The following is a 17,826-nucleotide window of genomic DNA, read 5'->3' as shown; positions in this document are numbered from 1 at the left end:
GGCTCAGTTCAAGCCCAGCGCCGCGATCCACGCGGCGGGGATCAGCGCGTAGCCGACGAACACGAACGTGTCCATGAGCGTGTGCGCCATCACGAGCGGCATCACGCGCCGCTTGCGGCGGTAGTACTCGGCGAACAGCAGACCCATGATCGCGTTCCCGACGAACGCGCCCCAGCCCTGGTACAGGTGGTAGGAGCCGCGCACGAGCGCGCTGGTGACGACGATCGCCGGCGCGCTCCAGCGCAGCTCGCGCAGCCGTTCCATGAGGTAGCCGACGACGATGACCTCTTCGAGCAGCGCGTTCTGCAGCGCGGCGAGGAGGAGGACCGGGATGGTCCACCAGGCGGCGTTCAGCGCGGACGCCTGCACCTCGACGGCGAGACCGAGGGTCCGCGCGAGCGCGTAGAGGCCGAGCCCGGGGATGCCGATGGCCGCGGCGAGCCCGGCGCCGATCCCGAGGTCCCGCCAGGGGCGCGTGAAGTCCAGCCCGATCCGGCGGACCGCCGACTTCCCGTTGGCGGACAGCAGGTAGAGCGCCAGCGCGACGGGGACGAGCGCGAACCCGACCTGGAGCAGCTGGTAGGTCAGGTCGAGCCACGGGCGGGCGGACCGGCTGGGGTTGAGCGTGGTCGTCTGGTCGGCCAGCGGGGGTCCGGCGGTGAGCCGGTCGATGAGGTTGACCGCCGCGTAGAGGCCGGACTTTCCGAGCGACAGGCCGAGGACGATCCAGATCTCGGTGGTGATCCGGCGGCGGTAGGCGCGCTGGGACGGCGGCGGGGCGCTCCCGACGGTCACGGCGTCGTCCGGGCGCGCGTCGGTGGGCGGCAGCGCTGTCATGCCCGAAGCGTAGGCCGCGTGTCTGGACGCCACCTGGACGCCGCCTGGGCAGGGGGTTGCCAGGACCAGACCATGCAAACTAGTTTGTGATGCAAACCTCAGGAGGAGCGATGACGAGCGACGAGCCCGACGCGGCGCCGGATCTCGCGGACGCGCTGGCGATCATCGCCGCGCAGCGGGCGCGCGCCGACGACACCCGACCCTCGGGTCCGCTGCTGTTCGGGATCTGGGGCGCCGCCTGGCTCCTCGGGTACGGCGCGCTGTGGCTGACCACCCGGGACGACGGCTCCCCGTCGGCGCTCGCCGTCACGGTCGCGATCACGGCGGGCGTCGTCGCGCTCGTCGTGACCATCGTCCACGTCATGCACCGGACGCGCGGCATCGCCGGGGCGAGCGCGCGGGAGGGCGCGCTGTACGGCGTCGCGTGGCCCATCGCGTTCCTGGCGCAGAGCATGATCGTCGGCGGCCTGTCGCAGGCGGGGGCGTCCGGCGAGGTGATCTCGCTCGCGGCCAACGCGATCGCGGCCCTGGTGGTCGGCCTGCTGTACATCGCCGGGGGCCTGCTCTGGGACGCGACGTCGATGTACGTGCTCGGCGCCTGGATGGCGCTGACCGGCGCGGCGGCGGCCCTGACGGGGTTCCCCGACTCGTACCTGGTGATGGCGCTCGCCGGCGGTGGCGGGCTGCTCGCCGGTGCCCTCGTCGAGACGGTCCGCACCCGTGGCTGACATCGAGCTGGACCCGGTCATCCACGCGCAGGCCCGGCTGCGCGTCGTCGCCACCCTGGCGTCCCTCGGGGCCCACGACCGCATCGCCTTCCCGCGGCTGCAGAAGCTGCTCGACATGACCGCGGGGAACCTCTCCACCCACCTACGCCGACTCGAGGAGGCGGACTACGTGCTGATCACGAAGACCCATGAGGGCCGGACCCCGGCCACCTACGTGGAGCTGACGCTGGCCGGACGGCTGGCGTTCCAGACGTACACCACGTCGCTGCGACAGCTGCTGGGGGACGCATCATGACCGCGGTCGTGGAGCTGACCGGCGTCACCCGCACGTTCGGCGCGGTCACCGCGCTGGACGACGTGTCGCTCACGGTCGGTGAAGGGGAGCTGGTCGGGCTGCTCGGACCCAACGGCGCGGGCAAGACGACCCTGCTCAGCCTGGTCAGCGGCCTGCGCCGCGCGGACTCCGGCACGGTCCGGCTGTTCGGCGGGGATCCCCGCGACGCGTCGTCGCGCATCGCGCTCGGCACCACGCCGCAGGAGACCGGCCTGCCGCCGACGCTGACGGTCGGGGAGGTCGTGGACCTCGTCGCGAAGCACTACCCGTCGCCCATGACCCGGCCCGAGGTGCTGTCGCGGTTCGGGCTGGAGGACCTGGTCGGGCGCCAGACCGGCGGGCTGTCCGGCGGGCAGAAGCGCCGGCTCGCGGTGGCCCTCGCGCTCGTCGGCCGCCCGCGCCTGGTGCTGCTGGACGAGCCGACCACCGGGCTCGACGTCGAGGCACGGCACATCCTCTGGCAGGCGCTGCGCGACTATCACGCCGACGGCGCGACCGTGCTGCTGACCAGCCACTACCTGGAGGAGATCCATGCTCTGGCGCAGCGGGTCGTCGTCATCGGCGGGGGTCGCGTGCTGGCCGACGACAGCCTGCAGTCGGTGCTCGGGCTCGTCGCACTCCGCCGCGTGATCTTCACGCTGCCGGGTGCGGTGGCGGACGACCTCGCGCGGCTGCCCGGGGCCTACAGCGCGCAGCAGGGTGCCGATGGCCGATGGACGGTCCTCGCCAACGATGCGGACCGCTTGGTGCGGGCGCTGGTCGTCGAGGACGTCCCGTTCTCCGGCCTGGAGCTGCGGGGCGCGTCGCTGGAAGAGGCGTTCCTGGCACTGACGCAGGACGAGGAGGCAGTCCGATGAGCACCACCACCCTGACCACGCGGCCGTTCTGGGCCCTGGCCGTCGTCCACGCGAGGTTCCAGTTCCTGGAGACCGTCCGCATCCCCATCGCGGTGATCGGGAACCTGCTGTTCCCGTCGCTGGCGCTGCTGTTCTTCGTCATCCCGCAGCGCGCCGTGGCCGACGACCCGGGGATCGCGACCGCGGCGGTCGCCCAGCTCGGGGTCTTCGCGGTGATGTCGACGTGCCTGTTCTCGTTCGGTGTCGGCGTCTCCGAGGACCGCGCGATGCCGTTCGACCCGTTCCTGCGCACCCTGCCCGCCGGCGCCGGACCCCGGCTCATGGGCCGGGTGCTCAACGGCGTGCTCTGGTCGTACCTCGCCCTCGTGCCGCTGGTGCTGCTGGGGGCGTTCCTCACCGCGGCGACCGTCACGCCCACGCAGGCGCTGGCCGCGATCGTCATGGTGCCCGCGGTCGCGGTGCCGTTCCTCCTGCTCGGGCTCGCGATCGGGTATCGGCTCAGCTCGAAGGCCGCGATCGCGGTCGTGCAGGCCACGCTGTTCCCGCTCGCGTTCGCCGGCGGGCTGTTCCTGCCGCCCGAGGCGTTCCCGGCCTGGCTCGACGCTCTCTCGAAGCTCCTGCCGTCGCGGGCGGCACGCGACCTGGCCGTCCAGGCGGTCACCGGCTACCCCGCGTACGGCTACGCGTTGCTGGTGCTCCTGACCTGGACGGCCGCGTTCGCCGCGATGGCGGTCACGGCGTACCGACGCGACGAGGGTCGCCGCTTCCACTGAGGCCCACGGTCACTCGAACCGACGCAGACGCAGGGAGTTGCCGACGACCAGGACGGACGACATGGCCATCGCAGCGCCTGCGATCATCGGGTTGAGCAGCCCGAAGGCGGCCAGGGGGATCGCGGCCACGTTGTAGGCGAACGCCCAGAACAGGTTCTGCTTGATCACCCGCAGGGTCCGGCGGGACAGCCGGATCGCGTCGCCGGCGGAGCGAAGGTCGCCCCGTACCAGCGTGATGTCGGACGCCTCGATCGCGACGTCGGTGCCGGTACCCATGGCCAGGCCGAGGTCCGCGGTGGCGAGTGCCGCCGCGTCGTTGACCCCGTCGCCGACCATCGCGACGCGTGCGCCCTCGCGCTGCAGGCGTTCCACGACGGCGACCTTGTCGGCGGGCAGGACGTGCGCGACGACGTCGTCCTCGGAGATGCCGACCTCGCGCGCGGCTGCCCGGGCGGCACCGGCGTTGTCCCCGGTGAGCAGGACCGGCCGCAGGCCGAGTGCCCGGAGCTCGGCGACCGCCTGGGCGGACGTCGGCTTGACCGGGTCGCGCAGCACCAGCACGCCGCGGGGCGAGCCGTCCCACGCGACCATGACGGCGGTGGCGCCGTCGGCCTCGGCCGTGTCCACGGCGTCCTGGAACGTCGCCGGGTCGATGCCCTGGTCGCGCAGCCAGGCGGGCTTGCCGACGAGGACCCGACGACCCAGCCCGACGCCCGAGTGCGCGGTGCGGACGACGCCGGAGACGCCGTGCCCCGCCTCGGCGCGGAAGTCGTGCACCTGGTCGGCGCCGATGACGACGCCGTCGCCACCGGTCGGACCGTCCGTCTCGGTGACAGCAGCCGCGATGGCGCGGCCGATCGGGTGCTCGGCCAGCTGCTCGACGGCCGCGGCGTACCGCAGGACCTCCGGCTCGCCGATGACGTCCACGAGAGCCATCCGGCCCTCGGTCACCGTGCCGGTCTTGTCCAGCACGACGGTGTCGATGGTGCGGGTCTGCTCGAGGATCTCCGGACCCTTGATGAGGATGCCCCGCTGCGCGCCGCGACCGGTGCCGACCAGCAGCGCGGTCGGTGTCGCCAGCCCGAGGGCGCAGGGGCACGCGATGATCAGCACCGCGACGGCGGCGGTGAACGCCGCCTGCGCACCGGCACCGCTGACCAGCCAGACCACCAGGGTGCCCAGCGCGAGGACGAGGACGACCGGCACGAACACCGCGGAGATGCGGTCGGCCAGCCGCTGCACGGGCGCCTTGCCCGTCTGGGCGGTGGCGACGAGCCGGCCGATCTGCGCCAGGCGGGTGTCCGCGCCGACGCGGGTGGCCCGCACGACGAGCGCGCCGGAGGTGTTGATGGTCGCGCCGGTGACGTCGTCGCCGGGGCCGACGTCGACGGGCACGGGCTCGCCGGTGAGCAGCGAGGTGTCCAGCGCGGACGTGCCGCTGACCACGACGCCGTCGGTGGCGACCTTCTCGCCGGGCCGGACCACGAACTCGTCACCGACCGTCAGCCGGTCGACGGGGACGCGCTGCTCGGTGCCGCCGACCAGCAGCGACACGTCCTTGGCGCCCAGGTCGAGCAGCGCACGCAGGGCATCCCCGGCACGCCGGCGGGACCGGTGCTCGGCGTACCGGCCGGCCAGCAGGAACGTCGTGACGACGGCCGCGACCTCGAAGTACAGCTCGGGGATCTCCATCCCCATCTCGGCACGCGGCCACAGGGAGGGCGTCATCTCGAGGCCCAGCTCGCCCGCACCGCCGAACAGCAGCGCCCACAGCGACCAGCCGGTCGCGGCGATGATGCCGATCGAGACGAGCGTGTCCATCGTCGAGGCGCCGTGCCGGGCGGCCCGGAACGCGGCGCGGTGGAACGGCCAGGCGGCCCACGTGACGACGGGCAGCGCCAGCGCCGTGACCACCCACTGCCAGCCGGTGAACTGGAGCGCCGGGATCATCGACAGCAGCAGCACGGGAACCGTCAGCACGCTCGCCACCCGCAGGCGGCTGCGCAGCTCGGTGCCGCGCGCGTCGGTCGGGGCCGACGTGTCCTCGTCCGGGTCCATGTCGTGGCCGGGCGCCATGGCGTGACCGGACAGCGCGTGCTCGAACGGGTCCATGTCGTGGTGCATGAACTCCGCCGAGGAGCCGTGGTGGTCGTGCGGGGACGGCTGCGGTGCCGGGGGCGTCGGCGCACCGACGACCGTGGCGTCGTACCCGGCGGACCGGACGGCCGCGACGAGCGCGTCGGTGTCCGTGGTCTCGCCTGCCGTGATCGTCACCCGCGCGGACTCCAGCGGCAGGTTCACGGTCGCCTCGACCCCGGGCAGCCGGTTCAGCTTCTTCTCGACGCGCGCGACGCAGGAGGCGCACGTCATCCCCTCGATCGCGAGATCGACGGTGCGTTCATCGAGCCGGTCGGTCACAGCAAGGACCTCCTCGGGGTGACGGCGTAGCCCGCCTCGACGACGGCCTCGGAGACGGCGGCGTCGGTCAGGGGTGCGTCGGAGACGACGGAGACGGTCGACGACCCGCCGACCGTCAGCTGGATCGCGACGTCGTGGACGCCGGGCAGGGCGGACAGCTCGGAGGTGACCGCGGAGACGCAGTGGCCGCAGGTCATGCCGTCGACGCCGAAGGTCTGTGTTGTCGTCATTGCGGGGCTCTTTTCGTTGGTCGTACTAGCTGCGGACGAGGCGGGCGATGGCGTCGGAGGCTTCCTTCACCTTCGCCGCTCCCTCCTCGGGGGACTGGCGGGCGGCGTCGACGACGCAGTGCGCGAGGTGGTCCTCGACCAGCCCGATGCTCACGGCCTGCAGGGCCTTCGTGACGGCGGCCACCTGCGTGAGGATGTCGATGCAGTACACGTCCTCGTCGACCATCCGGGCGATGCCGCGCACCTGCCCCTCGACCCGCCGCAGGCGCTTGAGGTAGTCGTCCTTGGCGTCCGTGTAGCCGTGAGCTGCGTGCTGCATGGTCCCTCGTTCCGGTCGTCGAGTGGGTGCTCTTTGCTCAACACCATACCCCTAGGGGGTATTCCGGCGGGATGCGGGGGGCACAATCGACGGCATGCGGGTCTCGGCGAAGGCGGACTATGCGGTGCGGGCGTGTGCCGAGCTGGCGGCGTCCCCTCACGGGGACCCCGTGCGGGCGGACGACCTGGCGGGCGGGCAGCAGCTCCCGGTCGCGTTCCTGGAGCGGATCCTGGGTGATCTGCGCCGCGGCGGCGTGGTCACCAGCGTCCGCGGTCGGTCCGGTGGTTACCGGCTGGCGCGGCCGGCGGACGAGATCACGCTGGCCGACGTCATCCGTGCCGTCGACGGTCCGCTGGTGACCGTCCGCGACGAGCGACCGACCGCGCTGGAGTACGGCGGCTCCGCGCAGGCGCTGCTGCAGGTCTGGGTCGCCCTGCGCGTGAGCGTCCGCGACGTGCTCGACCAGGTGACGCTCGCCGGCCTGGTCTCTGGCGAGCTCCCGCCGCACGTCCACGAGCTCGGCGCTCGCGAGGATGCCTGGGTCAACCCCTAGCCGTCCACCATACGGCCGTCCATCTCACCTCGTGATACTGGGCTACCGGTAGACCAAGGCGGTCGGGATTATCGGGTGTTCGCTTCCCCATCCGAGGTGGTCTCTCGTGCGCTCGTTGATCCTGCTCGCCTTCGTCGGGCTCGCCGCCCAGCTGGTCGACGGCGCCCTCGGCATGGCGTACGGCGTCACGTCCACCACCCTGCTGCTGGCCATCGGCACCAACCCGGCGGCCGCGTCGGCCACCATCCACCTCAGCGAGATCGGCACGACGCTCGTCTCGGGTCTCTCGCACTGGAGGTTCGGGAACGTCGACTGGAAGGTCGTCCTGCGCATCGGTGTGCCCGGGGCGGTCGGCGCGTTCCTCGGGGCCTACGTGCTCTCGAACCTCGCGACGGACGTCGCCAAGCCCGTCATGTCCGCGATCCTCCTGGCGCTCGGCATCTACATCCTGATCCGCTTCACGCTCTTCGGGCTGCGCAAGGACCGCCTCGGCCTCCCGCTGCGCAAGCGGTTCCTCGCGCCCCTCGGCCTGTTCGCCGGGTTCGTCGACGCCACCGGTGGCGGTGGCTGGGGACCCGTCGGAACCCCCGCGCTCCTCGCGTCGGGCCGCATCGAGCCCCGCAAGGTCATCGGCTCGATCGACACGTCCGAGTTCCTCGTCGCCATCGCCGCCAGCCTCGGCTTCCTGATCGCCCTCGGCACGCAGGGCATCAACCCGGCCTGGGTCGCCGCGCTCCTCCTCGGCGGCATCATCGCCGCCCCGATCGCCGCGTGGCTCGTCCGCAAGATCCCCGGCCGCATCCTCGGCTCCGCGGTCGGTGGCCTCATCGTCCTCACCAACGTCCGCACCCTCCTGCGCAGCGACTGGGTCGGCCTCGGCGACACCCCCGCGGAGGGCCTGATCCTCGCCGCCATCGCGCTCGTCTGGGCCGGTGCCGTCGTCTGGTCCGTGCGCGCCTACCGCCTCGAGCTGGCCCTGGAGGCCGCGACGGTCACGGTGGACGACGAGGCGATGCTCGACGTCGAGACGGTCGGCGCAGCCCGACCTGCCGGCTGACGACGCTCAGGTCGGCGCCGCGCCGGCCTCCTGACCGACACGACGAAGGGACCCGCCGCGGGGCGGGTCCCTTCGTGCGTGTCAGGCGTCAGTCCGTCGGTGCCGTGGCCTGCGCTGCGGCGCGGACGGCGGCCGGGAGGGCCGAGACGATCCGGTCGACCGCGTCGTCGTCGTGCGCGGCGGACACGAACCACGCCTCGAACGGCGACGGGGGCGCGTACACGCCCGACTCGAGCAGCGAGGCGAAGAACGGCGCGTACCGCCACGACTCGGTGGCGAGCACGGCCGTGTAGTCCCGAGCGCCGTGCGCGGCGGCGTCGGCACCGAAGAACGTGCTGAACAGGTTGCCCGCCCACTGGACCGCGTGCGGCTGGCCCTCCGCCGACAGGGCCGCCGTGAGCTCACCGCGCAGCAGTGCGGAGACGGCGTCGACCCGGGCGTAGACGGACGCGTCCGCGAGCCGCAGCGTCGCCAGGCCGGCCGCCGTCGCCACCGGGTTCCCCGACAGCGTGCCCGCCTGGTAGACGGGACCCGTGGGGGCGAGCAGGTTCATGACGTCACGGCGTCCACCCACCGCGGCGACCGGCAGGCCCCCGCCGATGACCTTGCCGAACGTGTGCAGGTCGGCCGACCAGCCCTCGCGCAGGCCCTCGAGCCCCCACCAGCCGGAGTACCCGACGCGGAAGCCCGTGAGGACCTCGTCCTGGATGAGCAGCGCGCCGTGCGTGAGGGTGATGCGGCGCAGCGCGGCGTTGAAGCCGGGCAGCGGGGGGACGACGCCCATGTTGGCGGGGGCGGCCTCGGTGATGATCGCGGCGATGCGGTCGCCGTGCTCGGCGAACACCGCCTCGACGGCCTCGACGTCGTTGTACGGGACCACGATGGTCTCGCCGGCGACCGCGGCGGAGACGCCGGCCGAGTCGGGCAGGCCGAGGGTAGCGACGCCGGAACCGGCCGAGGCCAGCAGGGCGTCGACGTGCCCGTGGTAGCAGCCGGCGAACTTCACGATCAGGTCGCGGCCGGTGAACGCGCGCGCCAGGCGCAGCGCCGTCATCGTCGCCTCGGTGCCGGTGGAGACCAGACGGACCTTCTCGGCCGGGGGGACCCGCGAGCGGATCTCGTCGACGAGGTCGGTCTCGGTGAGGGTCGGCGCGCCGAAGCTCAGGCCGCGGCCGGCCGCGTCGCGGACCGCGTCGACGACCTCGGGGTGCGCGTGGCCGAGCAGTGCCGGACCCCACGACCCGACGAGGTCGACGTACTCGTTGCCGTCGACGTCGGTGACGTAAGGGCCCCGCGCGGAGGCGAGGAACCGGGGCGTCCCACCCACGTTGCCGTAGGCGCGCACCGGAGAGTTGACGCCTCCAGGGATGACGGCCTGCGCGCGCGCGAACGCGGTGGCGCTGGTCGTCGCGTTCGAGGTGGTGACGCTCATCGGATCTCCTCTGCCAGCCAACCGGCCAGCTCTGTCGCAGAGTACGTGAGTACGTGATCGGCACCGGCGCGGCGGATGCTGAGCACAGACTCCAGGATCGCCCGTCTGCGCTCGATCCAGCCTCGCGCAGCGGCGGCCTCGATCATGGCGTACTCACCCGAGACCTGGTAGGCCGCGACCGGAACTGTGGACATCGCGGCCACGTCGGACAGGATGTCGAGGTACGCCAGCGCGGGCTTGACCATGACGATGTCGGCGCCCTCGGCGAGGTCGACGGCCACCTCACGGACGGCTTCGCGACGGTTCGCGGGGTCCATCTGGTAGGTGCGCCGGTCGCCCTCCAGCTGCGACTCGACCGCGTCCCGGAAGGGTCCGTAGAACGCGGACGCGTACTTGGCGGCGTAGGCCAGCACGGCGACGTCGTCGCGACCCGCGGCGTCGAGGGCGTCCCGGACGTACCCGACCTGGCCGTCCATCATCCCGGACAGCCCGACGACGTGGGCGCCGGCCGCCGCCTGGGCGAGGGCCATCTCGGCGTACCGGACCAGGGTCGCGTCGTTGTCGACGGCCCCGCCGGGCGTCAGGACGCCGCAGTGCCCGTGGTCGGTGAACTCGTCGAGGCAGAGGTCGGCCTGCACGACGAGCGCGTCACCCACCTCGGCGACGGTGTCGGCGATGGCGAGGTTGAGGATCCCGTCGGGGTCGGTCGCCTGCGAGCCGACCGCATCCCGCACGGTGGGGATCGCGAAGAGCATGACGCCGCCGAGCCCGGCCCCGGCGGCCTCCGCGACCGCCTTGCGCAGCGAGTCGCGGGTGTGCTGGTGGACGCCGGGCATCGAGCTGATCTCGCGCGGCTCCGTCAGGCCTTCCTTGACGAACACCGGCAGCACCAGCTGCGCGGCGTCCAGCCGCGTCTCGGCGGTGAGGCGGCGGAGCGCCGGGGTGGCGCGCAGGCGGCGGGGGCGAACCCTCATCGAAGCTCCTCGGGGCTGGGGATCGGGGCGGGCAGGACGGTGGTGACCGCACGAGTCAGCGCGTCGACCATGCCGAGCATCGTCTGCTCGGTCGCGATCCCGGCCAGGGGCAGGCCCAGGCGCGCGGCCTCCGCGGCGGTGGACGGGCCGATGCCGATCATCAGGGTGGTCGTCGGCGGGGTCCCCAGGCGGGAGGCCAGCTCCCGGACGGTGCTCGCCGACGTGAGCAGCGCCGCGCGGATGGTGCCGTCCGTCCAGGCCTCGCGCACGTCCGCGGGCGGCGGGGCGGCCGGCACGGTCCGGTAGGCGACGACGTCGGCCACGTCCCAGCCGCGCTCCTGCAGCCCGTCGACGACCGTGGTCGCCGCCAGGTCGCCGCGGGGGAACAGGACGCGGGCCGGCTCGGTGGGCGCGGGGAACGCCTCGACCAGCCCGCGTGACGTCGACCGGCCCTGGGGCACCAGGTCGGGTTCGACGCCGACCTCGCGAAGCGCGCGGGCGGTGCCGGGGCCGATGGCCGCGACGCGCACGTGACCGTCGGCGAGCAGCTGCGGGAGGCTGCCGGCGCTCTCCTGCGCGCGGTCGACCAGCACGGGCACCGCGGCGGCGCTGGTCACCACGAGCCACCCGAACCAGCCGGACTCGAGGGCCAGCAGGGCGTCGTCCAGCTCGGTGGGGTCCTCGGGCGGCACGGTCTCGATGAGGGGCACGACGACCGCCTCGGCGCCCGCAGCGGCGAGCGCGACGACCGCCGGGCTGCGGCCGGCCGTCGGGCGGGGTACCAGCACCCGCCACCCGGACAGCGGCCGCACCGGGGTCGCGGTCATCGGAGTGCACCCAGCGCGGCGAGGTCGGCGGCGCCGGCGTCGAGCAGGGTCTCCGCGAGCCGGGCGCCGAGGGCGCGGGCGTCGGCGGCGCTGTCGGAGCCGAGCGTCGCGGTCAGACCACGGCGCAGCGTCTCGCTGCCGTCCGGGCGGACGACCACGGCGTCGAGACGGAGGGTCCGGCCGTCGTCGGCCAGGTGTCCCGTGGCGCCGATCGGCGCCGCACAGCCCGCTTCGAGACGGCCGAGCAGGGCCCGCTCGGCGAGGACGGCGAGGCGCGTGGGGCGGTGGTCGAGCGCCCGCAGGGCTCTCGCGAGCGGCTGGTCGGCCTCCAGCCCTGCCCGGACCTCGACGGCGAGCGCGCCCTGGCCGGGTGCGGGGGACATGACGTCGGGGCCGAACGCCTCGGTGACGGCGTCGAGCCTCCCGAGCCGGGCGAGCCCCGCGCGGGCGAGCACGACGGCGTCCAGGTCGCCCGGTCCCGTGCCGGAGCCGCCGACGCGGCCGAGCCGGGTGTCGACGTTGCCCCGGATGTCGACGACGACGAGGTCGGGACGCGCGGCGAGCAGCTGGGCCGCGCGGCGAGGGGAGCCGGTGCCGATGCGGGCGCCGGCGGGCAGCAGCGCGAGGGTCAGGCCGTCCCGGGCGCACAGGGCGTCGGCGGGGTCCTCGCGCGGCGGGACGGCACCGAGGACGAGCCCGTCGGCGTCACCCGTCGGCAGGTCCTTCAGGGAGTGCACCGCGAGGTCGCAGCGACCGTCCAGGAGGGCGTCGCGCAGGGCAGCGACGAAGACGCCGGTGCCCCCCAGGCTCTGCAGGGACCCGGTGAGGCGATCGCCCTCGGTCCGGACGTGGACGGTCTCGAGGGTGAGGTCGCCACGGCCGAGGACGGCGAGGGCGTCGACCACATGGCCGGTCTGCGTGAGCGCGAGCGCGCTCGCGCGCGTCCCGACCCGCACGTGCTGGAGCATGCGGTCAGTGTCCCTCTCCGGTGCGGGGATGTCGAAGCGCGAGAATGACGGTGACGGGGTCGTGACAGCTTGTCAGAAAATGCCGCGAAGAAATGTGACCCACGACATTCTTCCACCGCTTGGCGACGCGTTGTCAGATAATGACGAAGGAATTCTGGTCAGAGCAGCGACCGTGCCGCAGCCCGGGCATCGGGAACCACGGACGCCAACCCGTTGCCGGCCACCCACGCACCGCACACGGCGACCCCCGCGAGCGGCTCGACCGCTGACCGGACGGCGGCGACCACCCGCGTGTGCGCGACGCTCGGCCGGGGCAGCGCCTCGGTCCACCGGACGATCGCGTGCCCCTGGAGCTGGTCGCGGGACAGGGGTGTGCCCAGCAGGACGGACGCGTCGCGCAGGGCCACGTCGATGTCCGGTGCCGCGTCGTCGCCTCCCCGCCCGTACGACAGCCGCACCACGTGGCGGCCCGGTCCCGCGGCCAGTGCGAGCCACGCCCACTTGGCGGTGGCGTGCGTGAGCGCCTTCGCGGTGACGTCCGTGGCCTCGCGCGCGACGAGCACCCCGGTGCCGCGCGGTGCCGCGTCGAGCGCGGGCGCGTCGAGCACGAGCGTGACCAGCGTGACCTGCGCGCCGGGGTCGGGACGACCGACGGCAAGGCCCAGCAGGTCGACCGCCGACGGGGTGGCCAGGACCCACCGGTCGGCGTCCTCGTCGTCCAGGGACCCCACGGTCACCCCCGTACGGACGGTGCCGCCGTGCGCCTCGATGTCGGCCACCAAGGCGTCGACCAGCACGTGCAGCCCGCCCGCGACGCCCTGCACGGCCGACCCCGCGGGAGCCGATGCGCGCAGGCTCCGGACCGCTCGTGCCAGCGACCCACGCTCCCGGCCGAGCGCGTCGGGAAGCCCCGGCGCGACCGCGTCCACCGCGAGGTCGTCCGGATCGGCGGCGTGCACCCCGCCGACCACCGGCCGCACCAGCCGGTCCAGCACGCGGGCGCCCATGCGGCGCCGGACGAGGTCGCCGAGACTCGTGGCGCTGCTCGCCGGAAGCACCAGGTCCAGGCTCGCGCGCGCGGTCCCGACGAGCCCGAGCGTCCCGCGCGCGGCCCACGGGTCCGCAGGGATGCCCAGCAGGCCCGTGCGCGGCAGGGGGCCGTCGCCGTGCGGGAGGTGCACCCACGCGCCGAGCGGCTCGGGCGTCCGGACGCTGTCCGTCAGACCGAGCTCGTCGAGCAGCGCGGCGACCGTGCCGCCGCGCGTCGCGAACGACTCCGCCCCCGCGTCGAGCCGCAGGCCCGCGACCGTGTGCCCGGCGACCGCTCCGCCGACGGTGTCGCGCGCCTCCAGGACGAGCGTCCGCAGGCCGTCGTGGACCAGCTCGCGTGCGGCGACGAGTCCCGCGATCCCGCCGCCGACGACGACCGCGTCCCAGGTCATCGTCAGATCTCGTGGACCAGCTGGGCCACGCGCGTGAGCACGGTCGGGTCGGTCTCCGGGGGGACACCGTGACCGAGGTTCACCACGTGCCCGGGAGCCACGGAGCCGCGGGCGACGACGTCGCGCACGTGCGCCTCCAGCACCGGCCACGGCGCGGCCAGCAGCGCCGGGTCGATGTTGCCCTGCAGCGGCGTGGTGCCGCCGAGCCGGCGGTTCGCCTCGTCCAGCGGCAGCCGGTAGTCGACGCCGACGACGTCCGCCCCGACGTCGCGCATGGCCACCAGCAGCTCGCTCGTGCCGGTGCCGAAGTGCACCTTCTTCACGTCCAGGTCGGCGACGTGCGTCAGCGCCCGAGCGGACGCCGGCGCCACGTGCGCGGTGTAGTCCGACAGGCTCAGCGACCCCGCCCACGAGTCGAAGAGCTGCGTCGCGCTGGCTCCGGCCAGCACCTGTGCGCGCAGGAACGCACCCGTCACGTCGGCGGCCCACTGCGTCAGCGCCGTCCACGTGGCCGGGTCGGCGTGCATGAGGGTGCGGGCGGCCAGGTGGTCGCGCGACGGGCCGCCCTCCACCAGGTACGCGGCGAGCGTGAAGGGGGCGCCCGCGAAACCGATCAGGGGCGTCCCGCCGAGCGCGTCCGCGGTGAGCGCGACCCCGTCCGACACCGGCTGCAGGGCCTCGGGCGTCAGCGGGCCGAGGTCGCGCAGCCGGGCGACATCGTCGGCCGTGCGGACCGCCGAGCCCATCACGGGGCCGACGCCGGGCTTGATCTCCACGTCGACGCCCGCGAGCCGCAGCGGCACCACGATGTCCGAGAAGAAGATCGCCGCGTCCACGTCGTGCCGGCGCACCGGCTGCAGGGTGATCTCGCTGGCCAGCGCCGGGTCCAGGCAGGCCTCCAGCATCGCGGTGCCGACGCGCGCCGCGCGGTACTCGGGCAGCGACCTGCCGGCCTGTCGCATGAACCAGACCGGCCGTCGCGACGGCACCTCGCCGGAATATGCACGGACCAGCGAAGAATTCTTCGTGCGGCCGTCGGCGAGGGGGTGCGAGGAAGGAAGGTTCACGTCACAGATTGTGCCGGACAAATGTCGAGATGATTAACTCGGGCACGTGGTGCTGCTGTCCCTCGCCGCCAGTCACCACGACCTCGACCTCGATGTGCTGGAACGTCTCTCGTCGGACGTCCACGCCGTCGCGTCCGAGCTCGTGGGCTCGACGGCCCACAGGTTCGTGTCCGGTGCCGTCGTCCTGGCGACGTGCAACCGGTTCGAGCTGTACCTGGAGGTGGACGACGCGGCGAGCACCCCGTCGGCCCGCGCGGCGACCGCCGAGGCCGTGGCGCGGCGCTCGGGCTACACCGCGTCGCAGGTCGACGCGCACCTGCGGGTCCGGACCGGCACCGACGCCGCCGCCCACCTGTTCTCCGTCGCCAGCGGGCTCGACTCGATGGTCGTCGGGGAGCGGGAGATCCAGGGGCAGGTCCGCCGAGCACTGACCGCCGCCCGCCGCGACGGCACCACGACGTCCGGGCTCGAGGCCCTGTTCCAGGCCGCCTCCCGCGTCTCCCGGCTGGTGGAGAGCCGCACCGGGCTCGGCGCCACCGGGCGCTCCGTGGTCGGCGTCGCCCTCGACATCGCCGAGCGGGAGCTGCCGGACTGGTCCGAGGTCCGCTGCGTCCTCATCGGCACCGGCTCGTACGCCGGGGCGTCGCTGGCTGCGCTGAAGGCCCGCGGCGCCGGTGACATCCGGGTCTACTCCGCCTCCGGCCGGGCCCGCGCGTTCGCTGCCGCCCGTGGGGTCCGGTCGCTGCCCGCCACCGCGGACCTCGCCGCGGAGGTGTCCGACGTCGACCTCGTGGTGGCCTGCAGCGGCGCCGCCGGAGCGGTCCTCGGTGTCGACGCGCTCGCCGCCGCACGGCAGGGTTCGGCGTCACCCCTCACGGTCGTCGACCTCGCGCTGCGCCACGACGTCGACCCGGGCGTCCGCTCGCTGCCCGGTGTCCGGCTGGTCAGCCTGCACACCGTGGCCGAGCACGCGCCCGCGGAGCACGCCGCCGTGCAGGTCGCGCACGACGTCGTGGTCGCGGCCGCGGAGGCCTACGAGGCCGACCGCCGGGTGCGGGACTGGAACCCCGCGGTCGTCGCGGAGCGCACCCGGGTCCTCGGCGGTCTGGAGGCCGGCCTGAGCGAGCTGCCGGAGGCGCTGCGCGACGAGCGGGCCGAGCGCGCCCTGCGCCGACGGACGCGTGCCGCGCTGCACGCCCCGACGGTCCGCGCCCGCGAGGCGGCCCGGGCGGGCGACGCCATGACGTACGCGGCTGCGCTGACGGAGCTGGCGTCGATCCCGGTGCCGACCGTGGCCGCCGACGCGCGCTGACGCGTCAGCTCCTCGTGTCGGTCGCGATCCGCGCGACGAGCTCTGCGGCGACGTCGGCGACGGCAGAGCGGCGACCGTCGGCGATCGATATGACGAGCTCGGTGTCGGCGTCGGTGTCCACACCGAGCTCGACACCGTTGAGCGAGAGGAACAGGAGGCAGCCGACCCACCCGAGCCGCTTGTTCCCGTCGACGAGGGCATGGTTGCCCACCAGCGACAGCAGCAGGGCGGCTGCCTGGAGCTCCAGGGTCGGATAGGCGTCCTCGCCGAACACCGTGGCCTGCGGACGGGCCAGAGCGGCTTCGAGCAGCCCGTAGTCGCGGACCTCCGGGGGGTGCCCGAGGAAGGCCTCGGCCACCACGAGCAGGTCGTCGAGGTCGAGGTGGTCGATCGTCACGCGAGCCGGTCGAGCGTGGCGGCGTGGTCGCGGACCAGGCGGGCAACAGCCTCGTCGCGCCGCCGGTTCCGGTCCGCCGTGTAGACGCGCACGGCCTCGATGACGACCGCCTGCATCGAGCGTCCCTCGCGGTCCGCCGTCTCCCGCAGTGCGTCCTGCACGTCGTCGGGGAGCCGCAGAGTCATCGCCATGCGCGCGATGATACCTGCTGGTATCACCGCAGAGAAAGAGCGTGCCGGGCCTGGACGGGGGGGAGGGCCAGGCCCGGCACGCGTCCCGTGAGGGTCACATCACGTCGGCGACGTGACCCTGGTTACGGAACCCTCGGAGCGGCGCGCTCAGGAGCGCACCACCTGCTGTTGGGGGGCAGCAGGCCCGGGGGCCCAGGTGTGGGGGACCACCTGGTTGGTCTGGATGTCGGTGAGCTCGGCGGCATAGACGATGCCTTCGTACACGCCGGCCTCGACACGGGTGAGGTGGAGCCGCTCGGCGCGCTCGATGTCGTCGCCGAGGTGGGAGATGCGGGCGACGACGTAGCGCTGGGCGTCCTGCCACTGGTCGACGACGCGGACGCTGAGGCCGTTCCAGCGGGCCGTGAGGTCCAGCTCGAACAGCTCCGTGACGTCCTCGCGGGCGACGCGGCGGTACCAGCGACCCGACGGCGACTGGTGGAAGCCGGTCTCCGCGAGCGGCGGGTTGGCCAGGGCGAGGACGACCGTGTGGCCGCTGTCGACGACGTCGGCCTCGAGGTAGGCGCCGTGCCACTTGGCGACGGGACCGACACAGCGGGAGAGGGACGCGAGCGACGGGCGGGGGGCACCCAGCTGCGTGACCGTCCAGCCGGCGCCGACGTCGCCGTAGCGCGCCAGGAGCGTGGAGGTCCCGTTGTCGTAGATGCGGATCAGCTCCGCGCCCGGGGGGATGCGCGAGTGGCGGAGCCACCACAGCGGGAGGATGTAGCCGGGCACGTCGCGGTACTGGAGCTGGGGGGATGACTCGAAGCGCAGGACGTCGATCGAGCGGTCGTACGGGCTGAAGGGCGAACCCTCGTACCCGAGTCCGTGCACCTCGAACAGCTGAGCCGGGGTCGTCGCGAAAGCGACGTCCTCGGCACGCACCACGTACCCCGCCAGACGGTCATGGCCCGCGGTGAGGTGCGCGCGGGTGAGCGCTGGCGTGATCGCCTTCTGCATGAGCGTCACGATGGGCATCCTTGCCAGAAAAGGGGTGAACCGGATGTTTCAGACCGGTCGGTGCACGATTGTGCAGGGCATACCGGGCACCTGTCCAGGAGCGATCAC

The 17,826-nt window shown here is 73.8% G+C and carries 20 protein-coding genes; 7 read left to right on the top strand and 13 right to left on the bottom strand.

The features are described 5' to 3' along the window. Nucleotides 1-3: 3 nt before the first annotated feature. Nucleotides 4-837, bottom strand: coding sequence for a CPBP family intramembrane glutamic endopeptidase (locus ASD16_RS16340; protein WP_055919820.1), 834 nt, complete (start codon nt 835-837; stop codon nt 4-6). 110 nt (nt 838-947) lie between these two features. Here ASD16_RS16340 and ASD16_RS16335 point away from each other — a divergent pair, with 110 nt between their 5' ends. From ASD16_RS16335 to ASD16_RS16320, 4 genes are read left to right on the top strand one after another with little or no spacing between them, the layout of a single operon-like run. Then, nucleotides 948-1,565, top strand: coding sequence for a hypothetical protein (locus ASD16_RS16335; RefSeq protein WP_235523365.1), 618 nt, complete (start codon nt 948-950; stop codon nt 1,563-1,565). Then, on the top strand, nt 1,558-1,860 hold the full coding sequence (locus tag ASD16_RS16330) for a transcriptional regulator (RefSeq protein ID WP_055919814.1): 303 nt from the start codon (nt 1,558-1,560) through the stop codon (nt 1,858-1,860). Before ASD16_RS16335 ends, ASD16_RS16330 begins: the two co-directional genes overlap by 8 nt. After that, nucleotides 1,857-2,756: an ABC transporter ATP-binding protein gene (locus tag ASD16_RS16325; RefSeq protein ID WP_055919812.1), complete on the top strand. Its 900-nt coding sequence runs from the start codon at nt 1,857-1,859 to the stop codon at nt 2,754-2,756. Before ASD16_RS16330 ends, ASD16_RS16325 begins: the two co-directional genes overlap by 4 nt. Further along, nucleotides 2,753-3,529, top strand: coding sequence for an ABC transporter permease (locus ASD16_RS16320; RefSeq protein ID WP_055919809.1), 777 nt, complete (start codon nt 2,753-2,755; stop codon nt 3,527-3,529). Before ASD16_RS16325 ends, ASD16_RS16320 begins: the two co-directional genes overlap by 4 nt. Nucleotides 3,530-3,538: 9 nt before the next feature. Here the strand turns inward: ASD16_RS16320 and ASD16_RS16315 are convergent, their stop codons facing one another. From ASD16_RS16315 to ASD16_RS16305, 3 genes are read right to left on the bottom strand one after another with little or no spacing between them, the layout of a single operon-like run. Further along, nucleotides 3,539-5,899, bottom strand: a complete 2,361-nt coding sequence (locus ASD16_RS16315) for a heavy metal translocating P-type ATPase (protein ID WP_082570962.1) — start codon at nt 5,897-5,899, stop codon at nt 3,539-3,541. A 44-nt stretch (nt 5,900-5,943) separates the two neighbouring features. Further along, nucleotides 5,944-6,177: a heavy-metal-associated domain-containing protein gene (locus tag ASD16_RS16310; protein ID WP_055919803.1), complete on the bottom strand. Its 234-nt coding sequence runs from the start codon at nt 6,175-6,177 to the stop codon at nt 5,944-5,946. Between the two features lie 25 nt (nt 6,178-6,202). Next, nucleotides 6,203-6,496, bottom strand: a complete 294-nt coding sequence (locus ASD16_RS16305) for a metal-sensitive transcriptional regulator (RefSeq protein ID WP_055919800.1) — start codon at nt 6,494-6,496, stop codon at nt 6,203-6,205. A gap of 94 nt (nt 6,497-6,590) precedes the next feature. Between ASD16_RS16305 and ASD16_RS16300 the strand changes: the two genes are divergently transcribed. Continuing rightward, on the top strand, nt 6,591-7,049 hold the full coding sequence (locus tag ASD16_RS16300) for an Rrf2 family transcriptional regulator (protein ID WP_055919797.1): 459 nt from the start codon (nt 6,591-6,593) through the stop codon (nt 7,047-7,049). Between the two features lie 106 nt (nt 7,050-7,155). Next, nucleotides 7,156-8,106, top strand: a complete 951-nt coding sequence (locus ASD16_RS16295) for a sulfite exporter TauE/SafE family protein (protein ID WP_055919794.1) — start codon at nt 7,156-7,158, stop codon at nt 8,104-8,106. Nucleotides 8,107-8,194: 88 nt separating this feature from the next. Here ASD16_RS16295 and hemL read toward each other — a convergent pair whose 3' ends face one another. The 6 genes from hemL to hemE form a co-directional block, all read right to left on the bottom strand. Further along, nucleotides 8,195-9,538: a glutamate-1-semialdehyde 2,1-aminomutase gene (gene hemL / locus ASD16_RS16290; RefSeq protein ID WP_055919791.1), complete on the bottom strand. Its 1,344-nt coding sequence runs from the start codon at nt 9,536-9,538 to the stop codon at nt 8,195-8,197. After that, nucleotides 9,535-10,512 carry a porphobilinogen synthase gene (hemB, locus tag ASD16_RS16285; protein WP_055919788.1) on the bottom strand — a complete coding sequence of 326 codons (978 nt, stop codon included), beginning with the start codon at nt 10,510-10,512 and terminating at the stop codon, nt 9,535-9,537. Before hemB ends, hemL begins: the two co-directional genes overlap by 4 nt. After that, a complete protein-coding gene (locus ASD16_RS16280; RefSeq protein ID WP_055919785.1) occupies nt 10,509-11,339 on the bottom strand; it encodes a uroporphyrinogen-III synthase in 831 nt (276 codons plus the stop codon). Before ASD16_RS16280 ends, hemB begins: the two co-directional genes overlap by 4 nt. Next, the gene (gene hemC, locus ASD16_RS16275) at nt 11,336-12,307 is read right to left on the bottom strand and encodes a hydroxymethylbilane synthase (RefSeq protein WP_055919782.1); all 972 of its coding nucleotides are present in this window, start codon (nt 12,305-12,307) and stop codon (nt 11,336-11,338) included. Before hemC ends, ASD16_RS16280 begins: the two co-directional genes overlap by 4 nt. Nucleotides 12,308-12,465: 158 nt before the next feature. Then, the gene (locus ASD16_RS16270; protein ID WP_055919779.1) at nt 12,466-13,749 is read right to left on the bottom strand and encodes an NAD(P)/FAD-dependent oxidoreductase; all 1,284 of its coding nucleotides are present in this window, start codon (nt 13,747-13,749) and stop codon (nt 12,466-12,468) included. Between the two features lie 2 nt (nt 13,750-13,751). Then, on the bottom strand, nt 13,752-14,816 hold the full coding sequence (gene hemE, locus ASD16_RS16265) for a uroporphyrinogen decarboxylase (protein ID WP_055919776.1): 1,065 nt from the start codon (nt 14,814-14,816) through the stop codon (nt 13,752-13,754). A 46-nt stretch (nt 14,817-14,862) separates the two neighbouring features. Between hemE and ASD16_RS16260 the strand changes: the two genes are divergently transcribed. Continuing rightward, entirely contained in the window at nt 14,863-16,128 is a 1,266-nt protein-coding gene (locus tag ASD16_RS16260; protein ID WP_055919772.1) for a glutamyl-tRNA reductase, read from the top strand. A 4-nt stretch (nt 16,129-16,132) separates the two neighbouring features. On the opposite strand, the gene ASD16_RS16255 is transcribed toward ASD16_RS16260, so the two are convergent. The 3 genes from ASD16_RS16255 to ASD16_RS16245 form a co-directional block, all read right to left on the bottom strand. After that, entirely contained in the window at nt 16,133-16,525 is a 393-nt protein-coding gene (locus ASD16_RS16255; protein ID WP_200942973.1) for a type II toxin-antitoxin system death-on-curing family toxin, read from the bottom strand. After that, nucleotides 16,522-16,716 (bottom strand): Arc family DNA-binding protein, encoded by a 195-nt coding sequence (locus ASD16_RS16250; protein ID WP_055919767.1) that lies wholly within the window; start codon nt 16,714-16,716, stop codon nt 16,522-16,524. The genes ASD16_RS16255 and ASD16_RS16250 overlap by 4 nt, the downstream gene beginning before the upstream one ends. A 147-nt stretch (nt 16,717-16,863) precedes the next feature. Beyond that, complete coding sequence (locus ASD16_RS16245; RefSeq protein WP_235523389.1) at nt 16,864-17,718, bottom strand: hypothetical protein; 855 nt, start codon at nt 17,716-17,718, stop codon at nt 16,864-16,866. Nucleotides 17,719-17,826 lie beyond the last annotated feature (108 nt).

Origin of the sequence: Cellulomonas sp. Root485 (assembly GCF_001426705.1) — a bacterium.
Classification (GTDB): domain Bacteria; phylum Actinomycetota; class Actinomycetes; order Actinomycetales; family Cellulomonadaceae; genus Cellulomonas.
Note: the sequence above shows the minus strand (reverse complement) of the source record. Positions and strands in the feature narration are given on the sequence as shown.